18 protein-coding genes and 4 pseudogenes are annotated in these 17,782 nt (G+C 60.6%); 8 read left to right on the forward strand and 14 right to left on the reverse strand.

Going from position 1 to position 17,782, the window contains the following annotated elements; genetic code table 11:
* The first annotated feature begins 164 nt into the window (after window positions 1-164).
* Window positions 165-1,169: an MBL fold metallo-hydrolase gene (locus ACZZZP_RS17350; protein WP_463383577.1), complete on the forward strand. Its 1,005-nt coding sequence runs from the start codon at window positions 165-167 to the stop codon at window positions 1,167-1,169.
* A gap of 9 nt (window positions 1,170-1,178) precedes the next feature.
* On the opposite strand, the gene ACZZZP_RS17355 is transcribed toward ACZZZP_RS17350, so the two are convergent.
* Both ACZZZP_RS17355 and ACZZZP_RS17360 read right to left on the reverse strand, forming a co-directional pair.
* A complete protein-coding gene (locus ACZZZP_RS17355) occupies window positions 1,179-2,525 on the reverse strand; it encodes a putative bifunctional diguanylate cyclase/phosphodiesterase (RefSeq protein ID WP_463383578.1) in 1,347 nt (448 codons plus the stop codon).
* A 179-nt stretch (window positions 2,526-2,704) separates the two neighbouring features.
* A complete protein-coding gene (locus ACZZZP_RS17360; RefSeq protein ID WP_122494014.1) occupies window positions 2,705-3,046 on the reverse strand; it encodes a carboxymuconolactone decarboxylase family protein in 342 nt (113 codons plus the stop codon).
* 121 nt (window positions 3,047-3,167) lie between these two features.
* On the opposite strand from ACZZZP_RS17360, the gene ACZZZP_RS17365 reads away from it, so the two are divergent.
* Complete coding sequence (locus ACZZZP_RS17365; RefSeq protein WP_463383579.1) at window positions 3,168-4,100, forward strand: AraC family transcriptional regulator; 933 nt, start codon at window positions 3,168-3,170, stop codon at window positions 4,098-4,100.
* Between the two features lie 77 nt (window positions 4,101-4,177).
* Window positions 4,178-4,438, forward strand: coding sequence for a DUF1652 domain-containing protein (locus tag ACZZZP_RS17370; RefSeq protein WP_463384740.1), 261 nt, complete (start codon window positions 4,178-4,180; stop codon window positions 4,436-4,438).
* Here ACZZZP_RS17370 and ACZZZP_RS17375 read toward each other — a convergent pair.
* The 3 genes and pseudogenes from ACZZZP_RS17375 to ACZZZP_RS17385 form a co-directional block, all read right to left on the reverse strand.
* The gene (locus ACZZZP_RS17375; protein WP_463383580.1) at window positions 4,435-4,728 is read right to left on the reverse strand and encodes a Fis family transcriptional regulator; all 294 of its coding nucleotides are present in this window, start codon (window positions 4,726-4,728) and stop codon (window positions 4,435-4,437) included. The genes ACZZZP_RS17370 and ACZZZP_RS17375 overlap by 4 nt on opposite strands.
* Before the next feature lie 30 nt (window positions 4,729-4,758).
* Window positions 4,759-5,082: a type II toxin-antitoxin system RelE/ParE family toxin gene (locus tag ACZZZP_RS17380; RefSeq protein ID WP_463536743.1), complete on the reverse strand. Its 324-nt coding sequence runs from the start codon at window positions 5,080-5,082 to the stop codon at window positions 4,759-4,761.
* Window positions 5,083-5,178: 96 nt separating this feature from the next.
* Window positions 5,179-5,776, reverse strand: a pseudogene (locus ACZZZP_RS17385) (DJ-1/PfpI family protein).
* A 131-nt stretch (window positions 5,777-5,907) separates the two neighbouring features.
* On the opposite strand from ACZZZP_RS17385, the gene ACZZZP_RS17390 reads away from it, so the two are divergent.
* Entirely contained in the window at window positions 5,908-7,308 is a 1,401-nt protein-coding gene (locus ACZZZP_RS17390; RefSeq protein ID WP_463383582.1) for a TIGR01777 family oxidoreductase, read from the forward strand.
* A gap of 50 nt (window positions 7,309-7,358) precedes the next feature.
* Window positions 7,359-7,715 (forward strand): VOC family protein, encoded by a 357-nt coding sequence (locus tag ACZZZP_RS17395; protein WP_463383583.1) that lies wholly within the window; start codon window positions 7,359-7,361, stop codon window positions 7,713-7,715.
* Here the strand turns inward: ACZZZP_RS17395 and ACZZZP_RS17400 are convergent.
* The 3 genes and pseudogenes from ACZZZP_RS17400 to ACZZZP_RS17410 form a co-directional block, all read right to left on the reverse strand.
* Complete coding sequence (locus ACZZZP_RS17400; RefSeq protein WP_122494020.1) at window positions 7,712-8,032, reverse strand: helix-turn-helix domain-containing protein; 321 nt, start codon at window positions 8,030-8,032, stop codon at window positions 7,712-7,714. The two genes, ACZZZP_RS17395 and ACZZZP_RS17400, sit on opposite strands and share 4 nt — an antisense overlap.
* Window positions 8,027-8,374 (reverse strand): annotated as a pseudogene (locus ACZZZP_RS17405) (toxin); the annotation flags it as partial. The gene ACZZZP_RS17400 and the pseudogene ACZZZP_RS17405, both read right to left, overlap by 6 nt.
* A 117-nt stretch (window positions 8,375-8,491) precedes the next feature.
* Window positions 8,492-9,715: an NADH:flavin oxidoreductase/NADH oxidase family protein gene (locus ACZZZP_RS17410; RefSeq protein WP_463536963.1), complete on the reverse strand. Its 1,224-nt coding sequence runs from the start codon at window positions 9,713-9,715 to the stop codon at window positions 8,492-8,494.
* A gap of 113 nt (window positions 9,716-9,828) precedes the next feature.
* Here ACZZZP_RS17410 and ACZZZP_RS17415 point away from each other — a divergent pair, with 113 nt between their 5' ends.
* The 3 genes from ACZZZP_RS17415 to ACZZZP_RS17425 all read left to right on the forward strand — a co-directional run bounded on the left by ACZZZP_RS17415 (window position 9,829) and on the right by ACZZZP_RS17425 (window position 10,936).
* The gene (locus ACZZZP_RS17415) at window positions 9,829-10,263 is read left to right on the forward strand and encodes a MerR family transcriptional regulator (protein WP_463383585.1); all 435 of its coding nucleotides are present in this window, start codon (window positions 9,829-9,831) and stop codon (window positions 10,261-10,263) included.
* Window positions 10,264-10,355: 92 nt separating this feature from the next.
* Window positions 10,356-10,556 carry a type II toxin-antitoxin system VapB family antitoxin gene (locus ACZZZP_RS17420; RefSeq protein WP_122494024.1) on the forward strand — a complete coding sequence of 67 codons (201 nt, stop codon included), beginning with the start codon at window positions 10,356-10,358 and terminating at the stop codon, window positions 10,554-10,556.
* Entirely contained in the window at window positions 10,556-10,936 is a 381-nt protein-coding gene (locus ACZZZP_RS17425) for a PIN domain-containing protein (RefSeq protein WP_122494025.1), read from the forward strand. Before ACZZZP_RS17420 ends, ACZZZP_RS17425 begins: the two co-directional genes overlap by 1 nt.
* A gap of 8 nt (window positions 10,937-10,944) precedes the next feature.
* On the opposite strand, the gene ACZZZP_RS17430 is transcribed toward ACZZZP_RS17425, so the two are convergent.
* The 6 genes and pseudogenes from ACZZZP_RS17430 to cysM form a co-directional block, all read right to left on the reverse strand.
* Window positions 10,945-11,367 carry a DUF1810 domain-containing protein gene (locus ACZZZP_RS17430; protein ID WP_122494026.1) on the reverse strand — a complete coding sequence of 141 codons (423 nt, stop codon included), beginning with the start codon at window positions 11,365-11,367 and terminating at the stop codon, window positions 10,945-10,947.
* 123 nt (window positions 11,368-11,490) lie between these two features.
* Window positions 11,491-12,030, reverse strand: a complete 540-nt coding sequence (locus ACZZZP_RS17435) for a DUF2058 domain-containing protein (RefSeq protein WP_122494027.1) — start codon at window positions 12,028-12,030, stop codon at window positions 11,491-11,493.
* A gap of 94 nt (window positions 12,031-12,124) precedes the next feature.
* Window positions 12,125-12,966 (reverse strand): annotated as a pseudogene (gene mazG, locus ACZZZP_RS17440) (nucleoside triphosphate pyrophosphohydrolase).
* A gap of 42 nt (window positions 12,967-13,008) precedes the next feature.
* Window positions 13,009-15,251: pseudogene (gene relA, locus ACZZZP_RS17445) on the reverse strand (GTP diphosphokinase).
* 77 nt (window positions 15,252-15,328) lie between these two features.
* On the reverse strand, window positions 15,329-16,681 hold the full coding sequence (gene rlmD / locus ACZZZP_RS17450; RefSeq protein WP_463383587.1) for a 23S rRNA (uracil(1939)-C(5))-methyltransferase RlmD: 1,353 nt from the start codon (window positions 16,679-16,681) through the stop codon (window positions 15,329-15,331).
* A complete protein-coding gene (gene cysM, locus ACZZZP_RS17455) occupies window positions 16,681-17,589 on the reverse strand; it encodes a cysteine synthase CysM (protein ID WP_463383588.1) in 909 nt (302 codons plus the stop codon). Before cysM ends, rlmD begins: the two co-directional genes overlap by 1 nt.
* Window positions 17,590-17,782: the final 193 nt, after the last annotated feature.

Consider the following 17,782-nt stretch of genomic DNA (forward strand, 5'->3'; position numbering starts at 1 on the left):
GGCATCGCTCGGCGCCACGTTGACAGCGTACGGGGTGAGCAGTGGGAAACCGCTGTTCACCCCGTTTTCGTTTCAGCACATCGGTGCAAGCAGCGGGCGCCTTCACCCGCCACTATCGAGCCTCCCCAAAATGGGCCTGCGTGCCCACCTGACAGAGGCTCGCCATGCGCACCACTCGCTCGAACGCCGCGTTGTTGCTCACTCCAGTTCTACTGCTGGGCGCAGCCCTGGCACCGTTTGCCGCACAGGCAACACCGCCTGCACAGATAAAAACCCAAGCGCCCGGTTTCCAGCGCGTGGCGGTGGGCGACTATGAAGTAACGGCGTTGTTCGACGGTTACAACGACCTTGGGCCGTCGTTGCTCAAAGGCTTGTCGCAGAAAGAAATCCGCGCGCTGCTGGCACGCAAAAACATCACGTCGGTCGGCGTACAAACGGCGTTCAACGCCTTTCTGATCAACACCGGCAAGAATCTGGTGCTGGTTGATACCGGCGCCGGCAAATGCATCGGCCCGACTGCTGGCGGCTTGCCGGACGTTATCCGCGCGGCGGGCTACAGCCCCGATCAAGTCGACACCGTACTGCTCACCCACATGCACCTGGACCACGTGTGCGGGCTGGTCGACGACAAGGGCGCAGCGGTATTTGCCAACGCCGACGTGTACGCGGCAAAAGCCGAAGCCGACTTCTGGCTGAGCAAGGAAAACCTCAACAAGGCACCGAAAGAGGCGCAGGGCTTCTTCCAGATCGCGCAGAACTCCACCGCGCCGTATGTGGCAGCCGGCCGCCTGAAAACCTTCACGCCGGGCCAAGCACCAATTCCTGGCGTAAGCACCCTGAACCTGGCCGGCCACACGCCGGGCAGCACCGGCTATGCCTTCGAGTCCAACGGGCAACGCATCATTTTTACGGGCGACATCATTCACAGCTTCGCCGTGCAGTTTGCCCATCCGGAAGTGAGCATCGGCTTTGATAACAACGGCACCGAAGCCATCGCCGCGCGCAAGAAGTTGTTCACCCAAGTGGCGCGTGACAACACCTGGGTGGCCGCCGCCCACCTGCCCTTCCCGGCCATCGGCCATATCCGCGTAGAGGGCAAAGGCTTCGCCTGGGTGCCGGTGGAATTCGGGCCTTATCAGCGCGCCGCAAAAGTACCGTTGGTGGAATAACGCCTGGGCTCAGGCATTGCGCCCGCTGGTGAATTCGGTGAAGGCCACCAGCGGCAGCGGTTTGCTGAACAGGTAGCCCTGGAATTGCTGGCAACCGTTGTCGAGTAGAAATTGATGCTGGGCAGCGGTTTCCACACCTTCGGCAATCACCGTCAGACCCATGTTGCTGCCCAGGCCGATGACGGTGCGCACAATGGCTTCGCTGTTGTGGTCGGTGAGCACGTCGCAGACGAAGGATTGGTCGATCTTCAGCTTGGTCAACGGCAGCTGCTTGAGATGGCTGAGGGATGAGTAGCCGGTACCAAAGTCGTCCAGCGCGAAGGTGATGCCATGGCTGACCAGGTTCGCCATCTTGCGCGACAGCTCTTCCATGTCTTTGACCACCATGGTTTCGGTGACCTCCAGTTCCAGGCGACTGGGGTCGATGCCGGAGCGCTTGATCAGCGCCAGCATGTCGGACTCGAAACTGGCCTGATTGAACTGCTTCTGGCTGATGTTCACCGCCAGACACAGGTGCTGCATGGCCGGTTCGTCCATCCAGATGCGCAACTGCGCGCACGCCGTTTCCAGCACCCACTTGCCAATTGGAATGATCAGACCGGTTTCTTCAGCATGGGGAATGAATTTGCCCGGCGCGATCATGCCGCGCTTGGGATGAAACCAGCGCAGCAAACCTTCGGCGCCGATCACACGGCCGTGCACGTCCAGCTGCGGCTGGTAGTGCAATTGAAACTGGCCGCTGGATAGCGCCTCAAGCAACTCGCTTTCCCAGGCCGAACGCTGCACCGCATCGGTTTGCAACACATGCAGCATGGCGAACAGCGACAGGATGGCCGCCCAGGTGTTGACCCATGTGCCGGGGCCGCGCGTTGCATCCGGCAGGCTGTGGCCGGGCACCGGCGTCCAGTAGCTGCCGGCCAGCCCGATAAAGGCCAGCAAACACAGGGCTATAACGCTGTAGCGCAGCCAGCGCGGTTCGTCGCGAAACGCCATCATCGCGGCCACGCCGAGCGGCAGCAGATACAAATGGGTGGAACGTGGAATGGTGGCGTTCGGCACGTCCAGCACCAGGGAAATGCCAATGATCACCAGCAACAAAACGGCGAACAGCAGCAACCGCGCGGTGCGGTCGTAGTGCACCCAGCTCAAGACAAAAACGGCCACGCCCGTGCCCATCAGCACCAGGTCGATGCCGACAATCAACCAATGGCCGTGCAGGGAAAAATAGACCGCCCAAATGCCGCCCAGCACCCACATCACGAAGCTGGCCAGCACGCGCACACGTCTTTCGCGCCGGTGATGGATAAGCGACAGGTCGGAGGAATTCCAGAATTGCTGTAAGCGTTTGCCAGCCATCAGCGGCGACCCATCTCAAGGAAAACCATGGTGGCAACACTCCAGAAACGCCGCTCGCGGACACGGCGAAAACAACGGAATAGGCGGTTGGAAGGGACTGAAGAGCACGCGCTTTCACACGCGTGTTCAGTTAAGGAATATAGCCAGCCCCTCCCATTGCGCAATACACCCGTGGCGGCTCAGGGCGCCAATTGCTCGTAAGCCTCCAGCGCTTTGAGCGAGTACACGTAGGCGGCGCCGGCATTTAGGGAAATGGCCGTGGCCAGGGTTTGCGCCAGCTCTGCCTCGGTTGCTCCGGCCTTGCGCGCCGCTTGCACGTGCACACCGATACAGCCGTCGCAGCGGGTGGTGATGGCCACGGCGATGGCGATCAGCTCGCGGGTTTTTGCATCCAGCGCATCGCCTTCGGCCGCGGCGTCGCTCAAAGCGCCATAAGCCTGCAGCATTTTCGGGTGGGTTTTGCCGAGTTTGCCAAAGGCTTTTTTCACGGCGGGAACATATTCAGACCAGTTGAAGAGCATGGTGGATTCTCCTATGTTTGCGGCGGGCTGCCGGTGGCCTCAAGGCCGACGAACACAGTGTCGGCCGTTCGCTTGGTGCGGGGTTTTCCGCAACGCCCATCCATTTGCCGAATCGTCCCAAATGCATGCTTTCGACCATCTGATTGCCCTGGCCAACCTGCGCGGCGTGCTCGACTTGCACTGCCAATTGCAAGGCGATTGGGCCTTGAACCACCCGCCGTTGCCCGCTGGGCAAGCCAGTTATCACGTGATTCTTGAAGGCCAATGCCGCCTGGAATTGCCCGGTCAGGCGCCCGTGCCACTGCGTGCCGGTGATGTGGTGTTGCTGCCGCGAAGCGCCGTCCATGTAATGGCAGCGGGAGATGCCGGACGAAGCAGCACGTCCGCGTTGCGCAAACTCGCCGAACCAGGGCGCATTACCCAATTGCGCAACGGCGCCGGCAGCGGCGAATTGAACATGCTGTGTGGGCGTATCGATTACTTGCCTAACGCCACCCTGCTGGCGGCACTGCCCGAGGTGCTGGTCATTAACGCCAGCGCGCCGCCCCAACACGAGCGGCTCAACGCCCTTATCACCCTCATGCGCCTTGAGGCCGAGGGGCAGCAAGTGGCCAATCAGTCGGTGGTCGATGGGCTTTCGGTGATTCTGTTTACCCTGGTGTTGCGCCATGTCTGTGAGCACCAGCACGAACTGTCAGGCGTATTTGCGCTGCTGCGCGACAAGCGCCTGGCCAAGGCGGCGCAGGCATTACTGGCCGACTTGAGTCAGGCCTGGTCGGTGGAAAGTTTGGCGGAGTGCGCGAGCATGTCGCGCTCCAATTTCGTCCGTGCGTTCGTCGCCGCCACCGACATTGCGCCGGCCACTTGGCTGATGCAACTACGCATCGAGCGCGCTCAGCTATTGTTAAAGCGAAGCGCTGCGCCGGTGAGTGACATCGCGCTGGCGGTGGGCTATCCCACCCTCAGCTCGTTCAGCCGAATGTTCAAACAGCAAACCGGCGAAACGCCCGCACAGCACCGGCTACGGGTGACGACTGCCTCACAGCAACAATGAGCAGCCTGTCACATTCCGCGCCGTTGAATTATCCTTGGCTTCGTCGGACTTTTCCCAGAGGGTCATTAATGGCCAGAATGATCTTCCCTGCCGCTTGCGCCAGGTTACAAAACCACTTCGCGCCGCTTGGCTTCGAAGGCGTATTAAGCTCGCCGACCTCTATGACCGCCCGGGTTTACGACCCGCAAACAGGCGAAAATCTGGTGGTGATCACTTGCATTCCATGCGGCACCACGCTGTCGGAAGAAGACGTGGAAATCATCGCCCAGGCCATCGAAATCGAGATTGAAGTGCTGCAATTCCGCGCCCAGCGGGCCAGCGACAGCCGATCCGGTTAAGCCTCGCCTTCGGGCACAAAGCGAATTTCTACCCGCTGTCCTAACGCCCGAGCGGCATTGGCCAACGTGGCCAGGGTAAGGCCGGCGTCATCACCATCCAACACGCGAGCGACCACCGTCCTGCTGGTTTGCATGCGTTGCGCCAAGGCCGACTTGCTCACGCCCTGAGCCTTCATCAGCTCCACAATTTGCCACGCCACCACGCGCTTGAGCGCCGCCGCTGTCACCTCTTCCAGAATCTGCTGCTGCTCCAGAAACTCATCGAAGTCGCTGCCCACATGCTTGTTCATCAGGAATCTCCTCGAAGAATGGAATGGCGTTTATTGGCTAATGCCAGATCGGCTAGCGGTGTGGTTTCGGTTTTCTTTGATAAAGCCATGGAGCAGGATGATGTCGGTGCGTACCACGGTGAACAGCACCCGTGCGATGCCGGCAGAAAATCGGCTGCGGATTTCCCAGAGGTTGGCGGCCATTTTGCGAACCAGCGGCATGCCTAACGGCCAGCCCATTTGTATGGTTTTAAGATCGGTTCCCACGGCAATGCGTATGTCCTGAGACTCGCCGAGCAGCCAGTCGCGAACCGGTTCTTTGCCCGAGGCCGAGCGGTAAAACCGCACGGTTAATTTCACTCCATCGATGCCCACTGCCGCACTCCCCTGTGCTTTGCTTGATGGGCGCAAGTGTACCTATTTAAGTTCATCCTAGCGATGCGCGTTGGACGAACGCGCCTTTTCGGCGCTCTAAAGGTACGCAGCAATCGCTGCCATCGCCCGCTCCACGTACCCCCCTTTCTCTCCCACAGGCGCCACGTAATGGATGGCCGCTTCTGCTGCGTCGAGCCCTTCAAGGCGGGCGATGGTCCAGGCCGCCAAGTATTGCGAAGCCAGGCAGCCTCCAGCCGTGGCGACGTTGCCGTTGGCGAAGAACGGCTGGTTCAACACATCAACACCCGCTTCCATCACCCACGGTTTGGTGGTCAGGTCGGTGCAGGCGACGCCGCCCTGCAACAAACCGAGTTTGGCCAGAATCAACGTGCCCGAGCACTGAGCGCCGATCAGTTGCCGCGCGGGGTCCAGCTTCAGTTGCGCCATCAGCTCGGCAGACTGCACCACCTCGCGGGTGGCGATGCCGCTACCCACAAGCACCGCATCCGCTTCGCACGCCTGCTCCAGGGAAATATGTGCATCCATCCACACGCCATTCATTGACCGCACCCGCGCCGACGGGCTGGCGATGGACTACCGTCCAGCCAGGCGTTTTCACGCGCTGCAAAATGCCGAAAGGAATCAGGGAGTCGAGTTCGTTGAAACCGTCAAAGGTCAGAATGGCGATGTGCATGGAGGCGTCCGTTGGAGAGTGACTCGCCGGCATCTTATTCAGCCTTGCTCAACACAATCAACGAATGGTTGCATCAGCCCCGCTGCTATCATCCAGCCAGCAACTTCCTCGCAACGGCACAGGCGATTCCCATGCAACGCGCAGACAAAACCCGCCTCAGACCCTGGCTTATTTTCTGGCTGTACGCGGTGGCGGTCGGCCATCTGGTGGGCGGCTTGTTGATGACATACCTGGGCGATGCCGCCGCGTTGGCCGATTACCACCGCAACATCGAACTTGCGTTTCAGAGCAGCGGCACAGCGGCCAACCTGCACGGCCTGCAAGTGTGGTGGTTCGCCTTGTTCGGCGCCACGGTGCAAAGCTACGCGCTGTTTATGGGCGCATTGGTGTACATGGGCAATCGCTACCGCAGCCGCGTGGCCTGGGGAGCGATGATCGCGGGCGTGGTGTTGTGGGGGCCACAAGACATCTGGATGTCCATGCAGGCGGGCGTGTGGTCACACGTCTGGGTCGACTGCTTCGCCATGGTTAGCTTGCTCGTGCCGCTGGTATGGCTGCTGCGCCAAGACAGTGCCCCGGCGGCGCTCAGCCAAGGCCTCAGCGCCCCAGCGTACAACCCTTTCACCGAACTTGCTCATCAGCGCGTATTGATCACCGGAGGCACCGGATTTATCGGTGAAACGCTGGTCAAGCAACTCTTGGACGGCGGGCACGAGGTCACCGTGTTCGCCCGTAACCCGCGGCGCGCCGCCTTCCAGTTTAACGGTCGCGCACGGTGCGTTAGCAGCCTTGCCGCGCTGACCGAATGGGACGCTTTCGACGCCGTCATCAACCTGGCGGGTGCGCCGGTGGCGGGGCCACGTTGGTCGGCCAAGCGTCAGGCGCAACTGCTCGCCAGCCGTGTGGGTGTCACCGACGCCCTGGTCGCCTGGCTGGAAAAAGCCCGGCACAAACCCACTGTGTGGCTGCAAGCCTCGGCCATCGGCTACTACGGCGTGCGCAGCCCGGACGAAGTGCTGACTGAAGACAGCGCAAAAGGCGGCGGATTTATGGCTGAACTCTGCGCCCGCTGGGAAGCCTCCGCCGCCGCTGTGCAAGCAGCTGGCGTGCGCCAAGTGGTGATGCGTTTGGGCGTGGTGTTTGGCCCCGGCGGCGCGCTGCAACCGCTGCTGTTGCCCCACCGTTTCGGCCTCGGCGGACGCCTGGGCAGCGGTAAACAAATGATGAGTTGGATTCACCGCGAAGACCTGCTGCGCCTATTCGCCCGTGCGCTCGCCGACTCCAACATGCACGGCACCTACAACGCCGTCGCCCCCGAAGCCGTAAGCCAGGCGCAGTTTGCTGCCACCGCAGGCCGCGTGCTTAATCGGCCCGTGTGGCTGCACCTGCCGGCTGCCCCGGTTCGTTTACTGGCAGGTGAAATGGCGCAACTGTTTGTCGACGGCCAGAACGTAACGCCGGCTCGGCTGCTGAGCGAAGGCTTCAGCTTCCGCTATCCGGACCTTGAAGGTGCGCTGCGGGATCTGGCTTAGTCACTATTGGTTTAGTCACTACTGGCTTGTTACCGAATAAGGAGGAAACGATGGGCACCCGAGGCAACGATAAGCAGATCGATAACATCGAGTTCAACGTCGCTGATATCGAACGCAGCAAAGTGTTTTACGGCAGCGTATTTGGCTGGACCTTCACCGACTACGGTCCAACCTATTGTGAATTCAGCGACGGTCGGCTCACCGGAGGCTTCACCACAGGCGAGCCCGTGCGCCCCGGTGGGCCGTTGGTGATCGTGTATGGCGATGACCTTGCGGCCATCCAGGCCCGTGTCGAAGCAGCGGGCGGCACCATCAGCAAAGCAGTATTTAGCTTTCCAGGCGGGCGCCGCTTTCAGTTTCTGGATTTGGATGGGTATGAGTTGGCGGTGTGGTCGGTTTCGATCTAGGAGATCCGCGCCAGATGCTTGGCCGTTTCGGGATAAGCATTTAGCAATCGAATCAGCACGGTCGCTTGCGGGTTAGGTTTGGCACGGTTCTGCTCCCAATTTTTTACCGTGCCGGGCGTTGCGTGCAGGTGCTGGGCGAATACCGGCTGCGACATGTTCAGCTTGTTGCGCACAGCAATAATTTCTTCGGCCGTAGCGGGCGCCAACGGCTTAATGATCACGTCATGCGTGCGCAGGGTAACCTTCCCTTGGCGTTGTTCAGCCAAGGCATCAAAGCCTTCCATCAAGTCTGCAAAAATATCGCGCTTTTTGGTCATGGCATTTTTTCTCTCTGTTATCTCGGCTTCTAGTCGTTGCTTCAACAGTTTGCGTTGGTCATAGCTGAGATCATCGAAATCATCCTTGTCGTAAAGCGTGAACAGCCAGAATTGCGCTCCACACTGCCACCAGTAGTAAATTACCCGCAGCCCTCCCCGCTTCCCTTTCCCTCTCGCCGCATCGCCGAAGCGAACCTTTCGCAAGCCACCCGTGTTCTGGATGACGTCACCTACGTCGGGTTGCTGCAGCAACGCTTGCTGAAAATCTGCAAACGCAACGTCGTCGAAGTGTTCGAGCCGTTGACGCGCGAAGGCGGGCATTTCGATAAACGTAGCTCTCATAAGTATGCGCAACTTGCGTACATTTTTAGAGTTCGCATGCTGCCTGTCAAGCGCCGCGTTTGACTACCCCAAAAACGGTGCGTGCGAATGCGGCTACGTCTAACGCGGCATGTTCCTTTAATCCGCCGCCATCCACCGCTTGTACTGACGGGTGCGGCGCAGGGTTTTCAGCTGTTCCATCACCAGTGCCTTGAGCGGCGATACATCCGGCTTGGGCTGTTTCCCACGGCTGAGTTGGTTGAGCTGAAATTTCACCACTGCCATGTAGGCCAGCGAGGCGAACACTTTGTTTTTCCAGTTGATTGGCGCCAGTTCAGGGCTGCTGGCCTCGCCGGCCTGCCAGCGTTTGGGCAATGCCGGATCAATGGACAACGCCGTGGCAACGCCGGCCATGGCGACGCCACTTGCCAGCACCTGTTCGACAACGGGCAAGCGGCGAATGCCGCCGGTGACCATCAGCGGCATGCGTGCGGTTTTGGCGATGTCGCTGGCGAACTCGAGGAAATACGCCTCACGCGCCAGCGTACGACCGTCGCGCGCCTGGCCTTGCATCGCGGGCGCTTCGTAACTGCCGCCGGATAGCTCGACCAAGTCCACGGGCAACTCGTTGAGCAGTTCCACCACCTTCAACGCATCGGCGCCGTCGAAGCCGCCGCGTTGGAAATCGGCCGAGTTGAGTTTGACCGATACGCCGAACGCCGGGGCGACGACGGCACGCACTGCCTTCACCACTTCCACTAACACGCGCGCGCGATTTTCCAGGCTGCCGCCCCAGCGGTCGGTGCGTTGGTTGCTCAGTGGCGACAGGAATTGGCTGAGCAGGTAGCCGTGCGCGGCGTGGATTTGCACGCCGTTGAAGCCGGCTTGTTCGGCTAGCTGCGCACTGGTGGCGAAGCGTTGAATCAGCTCGGCGATGGCCGCCTCGCTCATCGGCTTGGGCTCGGCGAACATTTTCGACATGCCGCCCAGTTGCAGCGAGACAGCCGACGGCGCGACGGTTTGCTGACCCAGGCTGGCTTGCATTTGACGGCCGGGGTGGTTGAGCTGCATCCACACCTGAGCGCCGTGGCTGCGGCTGATGCGCGCCCACTGGCGGAATTTATCCAACTGCCGCGCATCTTCCAGCACTACGCCGCCCGGGCCGGTCATGGCGCGGCGGTCGACCATCACGTTGCCGGTCAGAATCATCCCGGCGCCGCCTTCGGCCCAAGCCTGGTACAGGCGAAACAGTTCGGACGATGGTCCTTGGTCCGCATCGGCCAGGTTTTCCTCCATCGCCGCTTTGCAAATGCGGTTGGGAACGCTAGTGCCGTTGGGCAATTGCAGCGGCGAAAAACACAGGCATCTCGAACTCCAGAAAAAAATGCAGTTGGCAGTAGACGCGAGCCTAAGGTTAAAGTCAGCTTTAAGGTCAACCCCTCTTTTTTCTGGCGAAGCATCGCCGTGGAGTACTGATGAAAATCGGCGAACTGGCACAACGCACCCAACTGGCGCCGTCCCGCATCCGTTACTACGAGGCCAGCGGCCTGATCGCCGCCCAGCGCCACGCCAATGGCTACCGGCACTACCCGGCCCATACCGTGAGCACGCTGGAAATCATCCTCAACGCCCAACGTGCCGGTTTCAGCCTGGAAGAAATCCGCCGCTTCCTGCCGGACAACAATCCGCAGGGGCTCGACCACGGCGAAATTCTTGTCAGCCTGCGCCGCAAAGTCGTCGAAATCGAAGCGATGCAGCAGCGTCTGGCGCAGAACAAAGCGCGACTACTGGCGATCATTGGCGATATCGAAAATCGACCCGAAGGCATGGGCTGCGGCGATAACGCTGAGCGGGTGCTGGAGAATATGCGGGTGGGGAAATGTCCGGGAAACGACGCGTTTGTTCCGTGACGGCAGTTTCCGGGTTGTTATTCGAGGCGGAAGGGGTTAGATTCTCATTTTGACGACTTATGTCATCAACTTTGATGCGCGAGAGACCAATCATGCGAACCACAGTTACGCTTGAAGATGCGCTCTACGAACGAGCTTTGCAGATGGCGGATCCCGGTATGGATAAAGCAGACATTTTCAGGGAAGCGATCAAAACCTTTGTGCGTGTTCAAGCAGCTAAACGGCTGGCCGCCCTGGGTGGCGCTGCCCCCAATATGCAGAACCCTCTGCGTAACCGCGAAGAGTCGCAATAATGGGCGTGCTTATTGATACATCGGTGTGGGTTGATCACTTTCGAAACGGCAATCAGGCATTGGTCCAGCTGCTGGGCCAGGACCTCGCCATCACTCATCCCATGGTCGTTGGAGAAATCGCGTGCGGCACGCCACCTGCCCCGCGCGTCGCTACGTTGCAGTACCTAGAGCTTCTACAAGCCTGCACTCAAGCCACCATCGACGAAGTAATGGAATTCATCGAAAGCGAACAGTTGTACGGGCTTGGGTGCGGCCTCGTAGACCTCACTCTGCTGGCTTCAACCCTTATCACGCCAGGCGCAAGGCTCTGGACGCTGGATAAACGCTTGGCAGAGCTGGCAAAAAAATACGGCGTTTCGCACCTTCCTGTCGTGCACTGAACGCTCAACTACCCCACCCGCGCCAACGTCAACGGATCCGCATGCCCGGCGAAAAAATGCTCAAGCACCTGCGAGAAAATATTGGGCTCGTGGGTCAGCGTGGCGAACAGGGTCATGCAGGAGCACAACTTGGTGTCATCAGGGCTGCCGAGAATGTCGCGGGCGCTGCGGTCGGGCCAGGCCAGCAATGCGTTGGTGCAAGCGTGCAGGCGGGGGCCGAGGATGGGATGGGTGATGTAGGCGTTGGCCTCATCGAGGCCAGAGATTCCGTAGAACTCGGAATTGGCGCTGTGCCCCAGGCCTTTGAGCTGCGGGAAAATAAACCACATCCAATGACTTCGTTTCTGTCCGGCCTGGATTTCGGCGAGGGCCTGATCGTAGGTGGAAGCTTGGGCGTCGACAAAGCGTTGCAGGTTGTGGATATCGGCCATTGGCTGGGCTCCGGAAGTGACGGTCTAGGGGGTTGACTCGGGCACCTTCCAGAGTGTGCGAACTTTAATTGATGGCCAAACGGCATCACCGGATGTGCGGTACGCCCCACCCGGTGAATCAGGTCACCACATCAAATCGTCGGGAATCTTGTACGCCGCGTACGGATCGTTGGCGTCGTCTTCCTCGGTTTGCACGTTCAGTTGCACGATGCGGCGCGGGTCGCGTTCCTGAATTTTCAGGGCGGCTTCGCGGGGAATCACTTCGTAACCGCCGCCATGTTGAACAATGGCCAGCGAGCCGCTGCTGAGCTTGTTGCGCATCAGGGCGTTGACGGAGATGCGCTTGACCTTCTTGTCGTCAACGAAGTTGTAGTAGTCCTCGGTGGTCAGCTTGGGCAGGCGGCTCGATTCGATCAATTGCTTGATCTGCGCGGCTTCGGCTTTCTTCTGCGCCTTTTCCTGCTGCTGACGATTGAGTTCCTGGTCGCGGGCAATCTTCTCGGCCTTGGCTTCGAGTGCAACGCGCTGCTGCGAGTCGTCGACCTCAACCTGGCCTTTGTGCTCAAGGCGCTTTTGCTTTTGCTTTTCCTTGCTGACCTGTTTGGCCTGCTTCTCGTTGACCAGTCCGGCTTTCAGCAACTGGTCACGCAATGACATGCTCATGCTTGATGACTCTCTCAAGGGCAACCGGTAAAAAAACGCCGCTATTCTTCCACAAGCCAGGGCGAACACCTACCCGGCTGACTCTTCTATCTGACTATCCGCAACTAGCTATGCCTGCCTGCCGCTCTTCGCGTTTGGCTTGGCCCCAGATGGCGTCCAGCTCGTCCAGGCTACACGCCTGAATATCGCGGCCCTGCTCGCGCAGCACCTGCTCGATAAAGCGGAAACGCCGCTCAAACTTGGCATTGGCGGCGCGCAGTGCGGTTTCCGGGTCGGCCTTCAAGTGCCGCGCCAGGTTGACGACCACGAACAGCAAATCGCCGATTTCCTCGGCCATCGCCTCGCTGTCGTTGGCGCTCATGGCTTGCAAGACTTCGTCGAGTTCTTCACGCACTTTATCGACGACGGGCAACGCTTCAGGCCAATCCGAAGCCGACCTGCGCCGCGCGCTTTTGCAGCTTGGCGGCGCGCGACAGCGAGGGCAGCGTGTTCGGCACATCGTCGAGCAACGACAACTGTTCCGGCGCTGCGGCTTTTTTCGGCGCGTTCTTCGGCTTTGATTTCTTCCCAACGTTGCTTAACGGCGGCTTCGCTCAGCCGTGCCATGTCGGGGGCGCCATACAAATCGCCGTCAGGGAATACATGGGGATGGCGACGCACCAGCTTGCGGGTGATGGCATCGACCACCGAAGCAAACTCGAAGCGCCCTTCTTCTTTCGCCAGTTGGCTGTAATACACCACCTGAAAAAGCAGATCGCCCAACTCCCCCGGCAAATGCTCGAAGTCGGCGCGCTCAATGGCGTCGGCCACTTCGTAAGCTTCTTCTATGGTGTGCGGCACGATGCTGGCGTAGTTCTGTTGCAAGTCCCACGGGCAGCCGTACTGCGGGTCGCGCAGGCGGGCCATGAGGTGCAGGAGGTCAGGAAGTTGGTACATAGAAAAAAGTCCCGGGTAGCTGAGCGTATCGAGTGCAATAGGTCAGGAGGTTCGGTGGCGGCGCACTTCGATAATGTTCGGCAACTGCGAGATGCGACCGAGCAACCGGCCCAACGCATCCAACCCCGGAATCTCGATGGTCAGCGACATCGCCGCCGTGTTGTCTTCTTTGTTGGACCGGGTGTTAACCGCCAGCACGTTGATCTTCTCGTTGAGCAACACCTGCGACACGTCACGCAGCAGACCCGAGCGGTCGTAGGCGCGAATGATGATGTCCACCGGGTAGGTTTGTACCGGCACCGGGCCCCAGCTCACTTGAATGATGCGCTCGGGCTCGCGGCCGCCCAGTTGCAGCACCGAGGCGCAGTCTTGGCGGTGAATGCTGACGCCACGGCCCAGCGTGATGTAGCCAACGATGGCATCGCCGGGCAATGGCTGGCAGCAGCCGGCCATTTGCGTGAGCAGGTTGCCGACGCCCTGAATCTGGATGTCGCCGCGCTTGCCCGGTTTGAAGGCGGTGTGACGGCGCGGAATCAGCTCAAGCTGTTCGTTGCCACGTTCCGGCTCGACCAATTGCTGCGCCGCATTAACCACCTGAGCCAGGCGCAAGTCGCCAGCGCCCAGCGCAGCGAACAGGTCGTCGGCGGTGCGCATGTTGGCCTTGTCTGCGACTTTGTCAAAGTCGACGCTGGGCAGCGCCAGACGCGCCAATTCACGCTCCAGCATCGAGCGACCAGCGGCCACGTTCTGGTCGCGGTCTTGCAGCTTGAACCAGTGAACAATTTTGGCCCGCGCCCGCGAGGTGGTGACGTAACCGAGGTTGCTGTTCAGCCAGTCGCGGCTCGGCACGCCGTGCTTGCTGGTGATGATTTCCACCTGCTCGCCGGTTTGCAGGCTGTAGTTGAGCGGCACGATGCGCCCGTTGATTTTCGCGCCCCGACAGTTGTGGCCAATCTCGGTGTGCACGCGGTAGGCGAAGTCCAGCGGCGTAGCGCCTTTGGGCAGGTCGATGGCATGACCGTCGGGGGTAAACACGTACACGCGGTCGGGCTCGATATCCACCCGCAGCTGTTCGGCCAGGCCACCGATATCGCCCAACTCCTCATGCCATTCCAGCACTTGGCGCAGCCAGGAAATTTTCTCTTCGTAGTGATTGGAGCCGGATTTGACGTCGGTGCCCTTGTAGCGCCAGTGCGCGCACACACCGAGTTCCGCTTCTTCGTGCATGGCGTGGGTGCGAATTTGCACTTCCAGCACCTTGCCCTCCGGACCGATTACCGCAGTGTGCAAGGAGCGGTAGCCGTTTTCCTTAGGATTGGCGATGTAATCGTCGAACTCCTTCGGAATATGCCGCCACAGGGTATGGACGATGCCGAGCGCGGTGTAGCAATCGCGCATTTCCGGCACCAGCACACGCAGCGCCCGCACGTCGTAAATCTGGCTGAAGGCCAGCCCTTTGCGCTGCATTTTGCGCCAGATGGAATAGATGTGTTTGGCCCGGCCGCTGATGTCGGCCTGCACGCCAGTGGCCGCCAGCTCGTCTTTGAGCTGGGCCATTACGTCTGTGATGAAGCGCTCGCGGTCCAGGCGCCGCTCATGCAGCAAGGTGGCGATCTGTTTGTACTGTTCGGGCTCGAGGTAGCGGAAAGACAGGTCTTCCAGCTCCCATTTGATATGACCGATACCCAGCCGGTGGGCTAGCGGCGCGTAGATATCGAACACCTCGCGAGCCACGCGCTGGCGCTTTTCGTCGTCGCCGTTCTTGATCGCACGAATGGCGCAGGTCCGTTCGGCCAGCTTGATCAGCGGCACGCGCACGTCATCGACCATGGCCACGAGCATTTTGCGCAGGTTGTCGACTTGCACCTGAGTGCCCAGCACCAGCGATTCACGCGGGTTGAGGCTGGCACTGATGGCGGCCATGCGCAGCACGCCTTCGATCAGCTTGGCGACCACCGCGCCGCAGCGCTGCTGCACGTTGGCCAGGGGAATTGGCCCTCTCGCACGCCGCGGTACACAACGGCGGCCACCAGGGAGTCTTGGTCGAGTTTGAGGTCGGCGAGAATTTCGGCAATTTCCAGGCCCGTGCGAAAGCTGGAAGTGCCTTCGGTCCACAGGTTCTGGGCCGCGTTGGCTTGCTGCTCGGCTTCGCGAGCGAACTCGCACGCGGCTCGCAGGGCCTCTCGGTCCAGCGCCGGGTCGACGCTCAGCACGTAATCGAGCCAGGCCTCTAGGTTGATGCTGCCATCCGTGTTGATCGGTTGCTGCGCTCTAACCTGTACCATCGTTTACCTTCCCTACGACGCGCAGTAAACGCGCCGAATACGCCGACCTCTGCGGGCCAGTCGGTTACGCGAACATCCTAGTCCGCCACAAATAACGCCATCGCCTCGACATGCGCCGTCTGCGGAAACATATCGAGGATTGCGGCACGTTTTAGCCGGTAACCCTGTTGCACCAAAACCGCCGCGTCACGGGCCAGCGTGGCGGGGTTGCAAGACACATACAGCACGCGCTTGGCACCCAGTTTCGCCATGCCCTCAACGGCCTGCAATGCGCCGTCTCGCGGGGGGTCCAGCAGTACTGCAGAAAAACCTTGAGCGGCCCAGGGGGCGCCGGCAAGCGAGTTCGACAAGTCGGCCTGATAAAAGTGCGCGTTGCTCAGACCATTGGCCAAGGCATTGCCCGCCGCCCTCTCCACCATCACTTGCACGCCTTCCACCGCGACCACTTCCTGCGCCTGACGAGCCAGCGGCAAGCTGAAATTACCTAGGCCGCAAAACAAATCCAGCACCCGTTCGTGGGCTTGCGGTGCTAACCAGTCTAGCGCCTGGGCAATCATTGCCTCGTTAACCGGCGCGTTCACCTGCACAAAATCACCGGGGCGATAGGCTAGCTGCAAATCCCACTGCGCTAACCGGTACCCCAGTGCCAACGTGGTATCCAAAGGTTGCGGGTCGCCGGCGCCGTGTAGCCAAAGCTGCGCGTCATGCTCGGCGCAGAACGCCTGCAGCGCGGCCACATCGGCCTCTGGCAACGGCGCGGTATGACGCACCAAAACGGCGCTGGCCGTGCCGCTGAACAATTCGACGTGGCCCAGCGCCTGCGGCTTGGACAACCCGCGCAACACCTGCGGTAACACCTGCACGATGGTCTGCAAGGGCTGTACCAGCACCAGGCATTCGCTGATGGCGATGATGTCTTGGCTGGCGGCGGCGCGAAAACCTACGTCCAGGCGCTTGGCTTTGGCGTCCCAACGCACGGCGATACGCGCACGGCGGCGGTAGCCGAACTCCGGGCCAACCAGCGGCGGCGCCCACTCTTCGGGCTGCACACCGGCGATACGGCTGAATTGCTCGGTCAACTGTTGTTGCTTCAGCAGCAACTGTTGCTCGTGGGGCATGTGTTGCAGGCTGCAGCCGCCACATACCCTGGCATGCCGGCACGGCTCCGGGCGGCGTGACGGAGCAGCCACCAAAATACGTTCGGCGCGGGCATCAACGATTTGGCTGCGGGCGGCCAGCACCCGCGCTTCCACCTGCTCACCCGGTAAGGCGCCCGCGACGAACCATGTGCGGTTCTCGAAAAAGCTGATGCCTCGGCCGTCATTGGCCAGGCGCTCAATCTCCAGGCGCTGCTTTTTGCCGACCGGAATTTGCACGGCGCGCGTGCCGCCGCTGGGTTGAAAGCGCAGCCCCGTCGGTTTCTTAGCCATTAGCGCGGGTCATCGTAGACGCCAGTAGACAGGTAACGGTCGCCGCGGTCGCAGATGATCGCGACGATGGTGGCGTTCTCCACTTCTTGCGACAAACGCAACGCCGCCGCCACCGAACCGCCCGACGACACGCCGCAGAAAATGCCTTCTTCACGCGCCAGGCGGCGCATGGTGTCTTCGGCTTCGCGCTGGAGCATGTCGATGATGCGGTCAACGCGTTCGGCTTGGTAAATCTTCGGCAAATACTCTTGCGGCCAACGGCGAATGCCCGGAATGGCGGAGCCTTCCATGGGTTGCAGTCCGACAATCTGAATGGCCGGGTTTTGTTCTTTCAGATAGCGCGAGGTGCCCATGATGGTGCCGGTGGTGCCCATGGAGCTGACGAAATGGGTAATGGTGCCCTGGGTCTGCTGCCAAATTTCCGGGCCGGTACCTGTGTAGTGCGCAATGGGGTTGTCGCCGTTGGCGAACTGATCCAGCACGATGCCTTTGCCTTCGGCTTGCATACGCTCGGCCAGGTCTCGGGCGCCTTCCATGCCGTCTTCCTTGCTGACAATGATCAGCTCGGCGCCGTAAGCGGTCATGGCCGCTTTGCGCTCGGCGCTCATGTTGTCCGGCATGATCAGAATCATGCGGTAGCCCTTGATCGCCGCGACCATGGCCAGGGCGATGCCGGTGTTGCCGGAGGTCGCTTCGATCAGCGTATCGCCAGGCTTCACCGCACCACTGAGCTCGGCGCGGGTAATCATCGACAAGGCCGGACGGTCTTTTACCGAACCGGCGGGGTTATTGCCTTCCAACTTCACCAATAACGTATTGCTGGTGTTGCCCGGCAGGCGCTGCAAGCGCACCAGTGGGGTGTTGCCGACGGTGTCGGCGATCGTTGGGTAGGTAACAGGGGTAGTCATGAAAGCGGTCCGATCCGTTCCAGCGGGGGCGACATGATAGCGAGAAATTGCCTGCGCAACCTCCTGATCGTCCGCGAAAGGTCGCTTGGGCGTGTGCGCCGTTCGGTAGGCAAACACCCCGTGCATCCGCGCAGGCGCCGCCGCAAGCGACGGGAGTTTGAGTAAAATTCAAACGTTACGAACAAAGCCCAGA

Source organism: Pseudomonas sp. AC211, assembly GCF_979258055.1.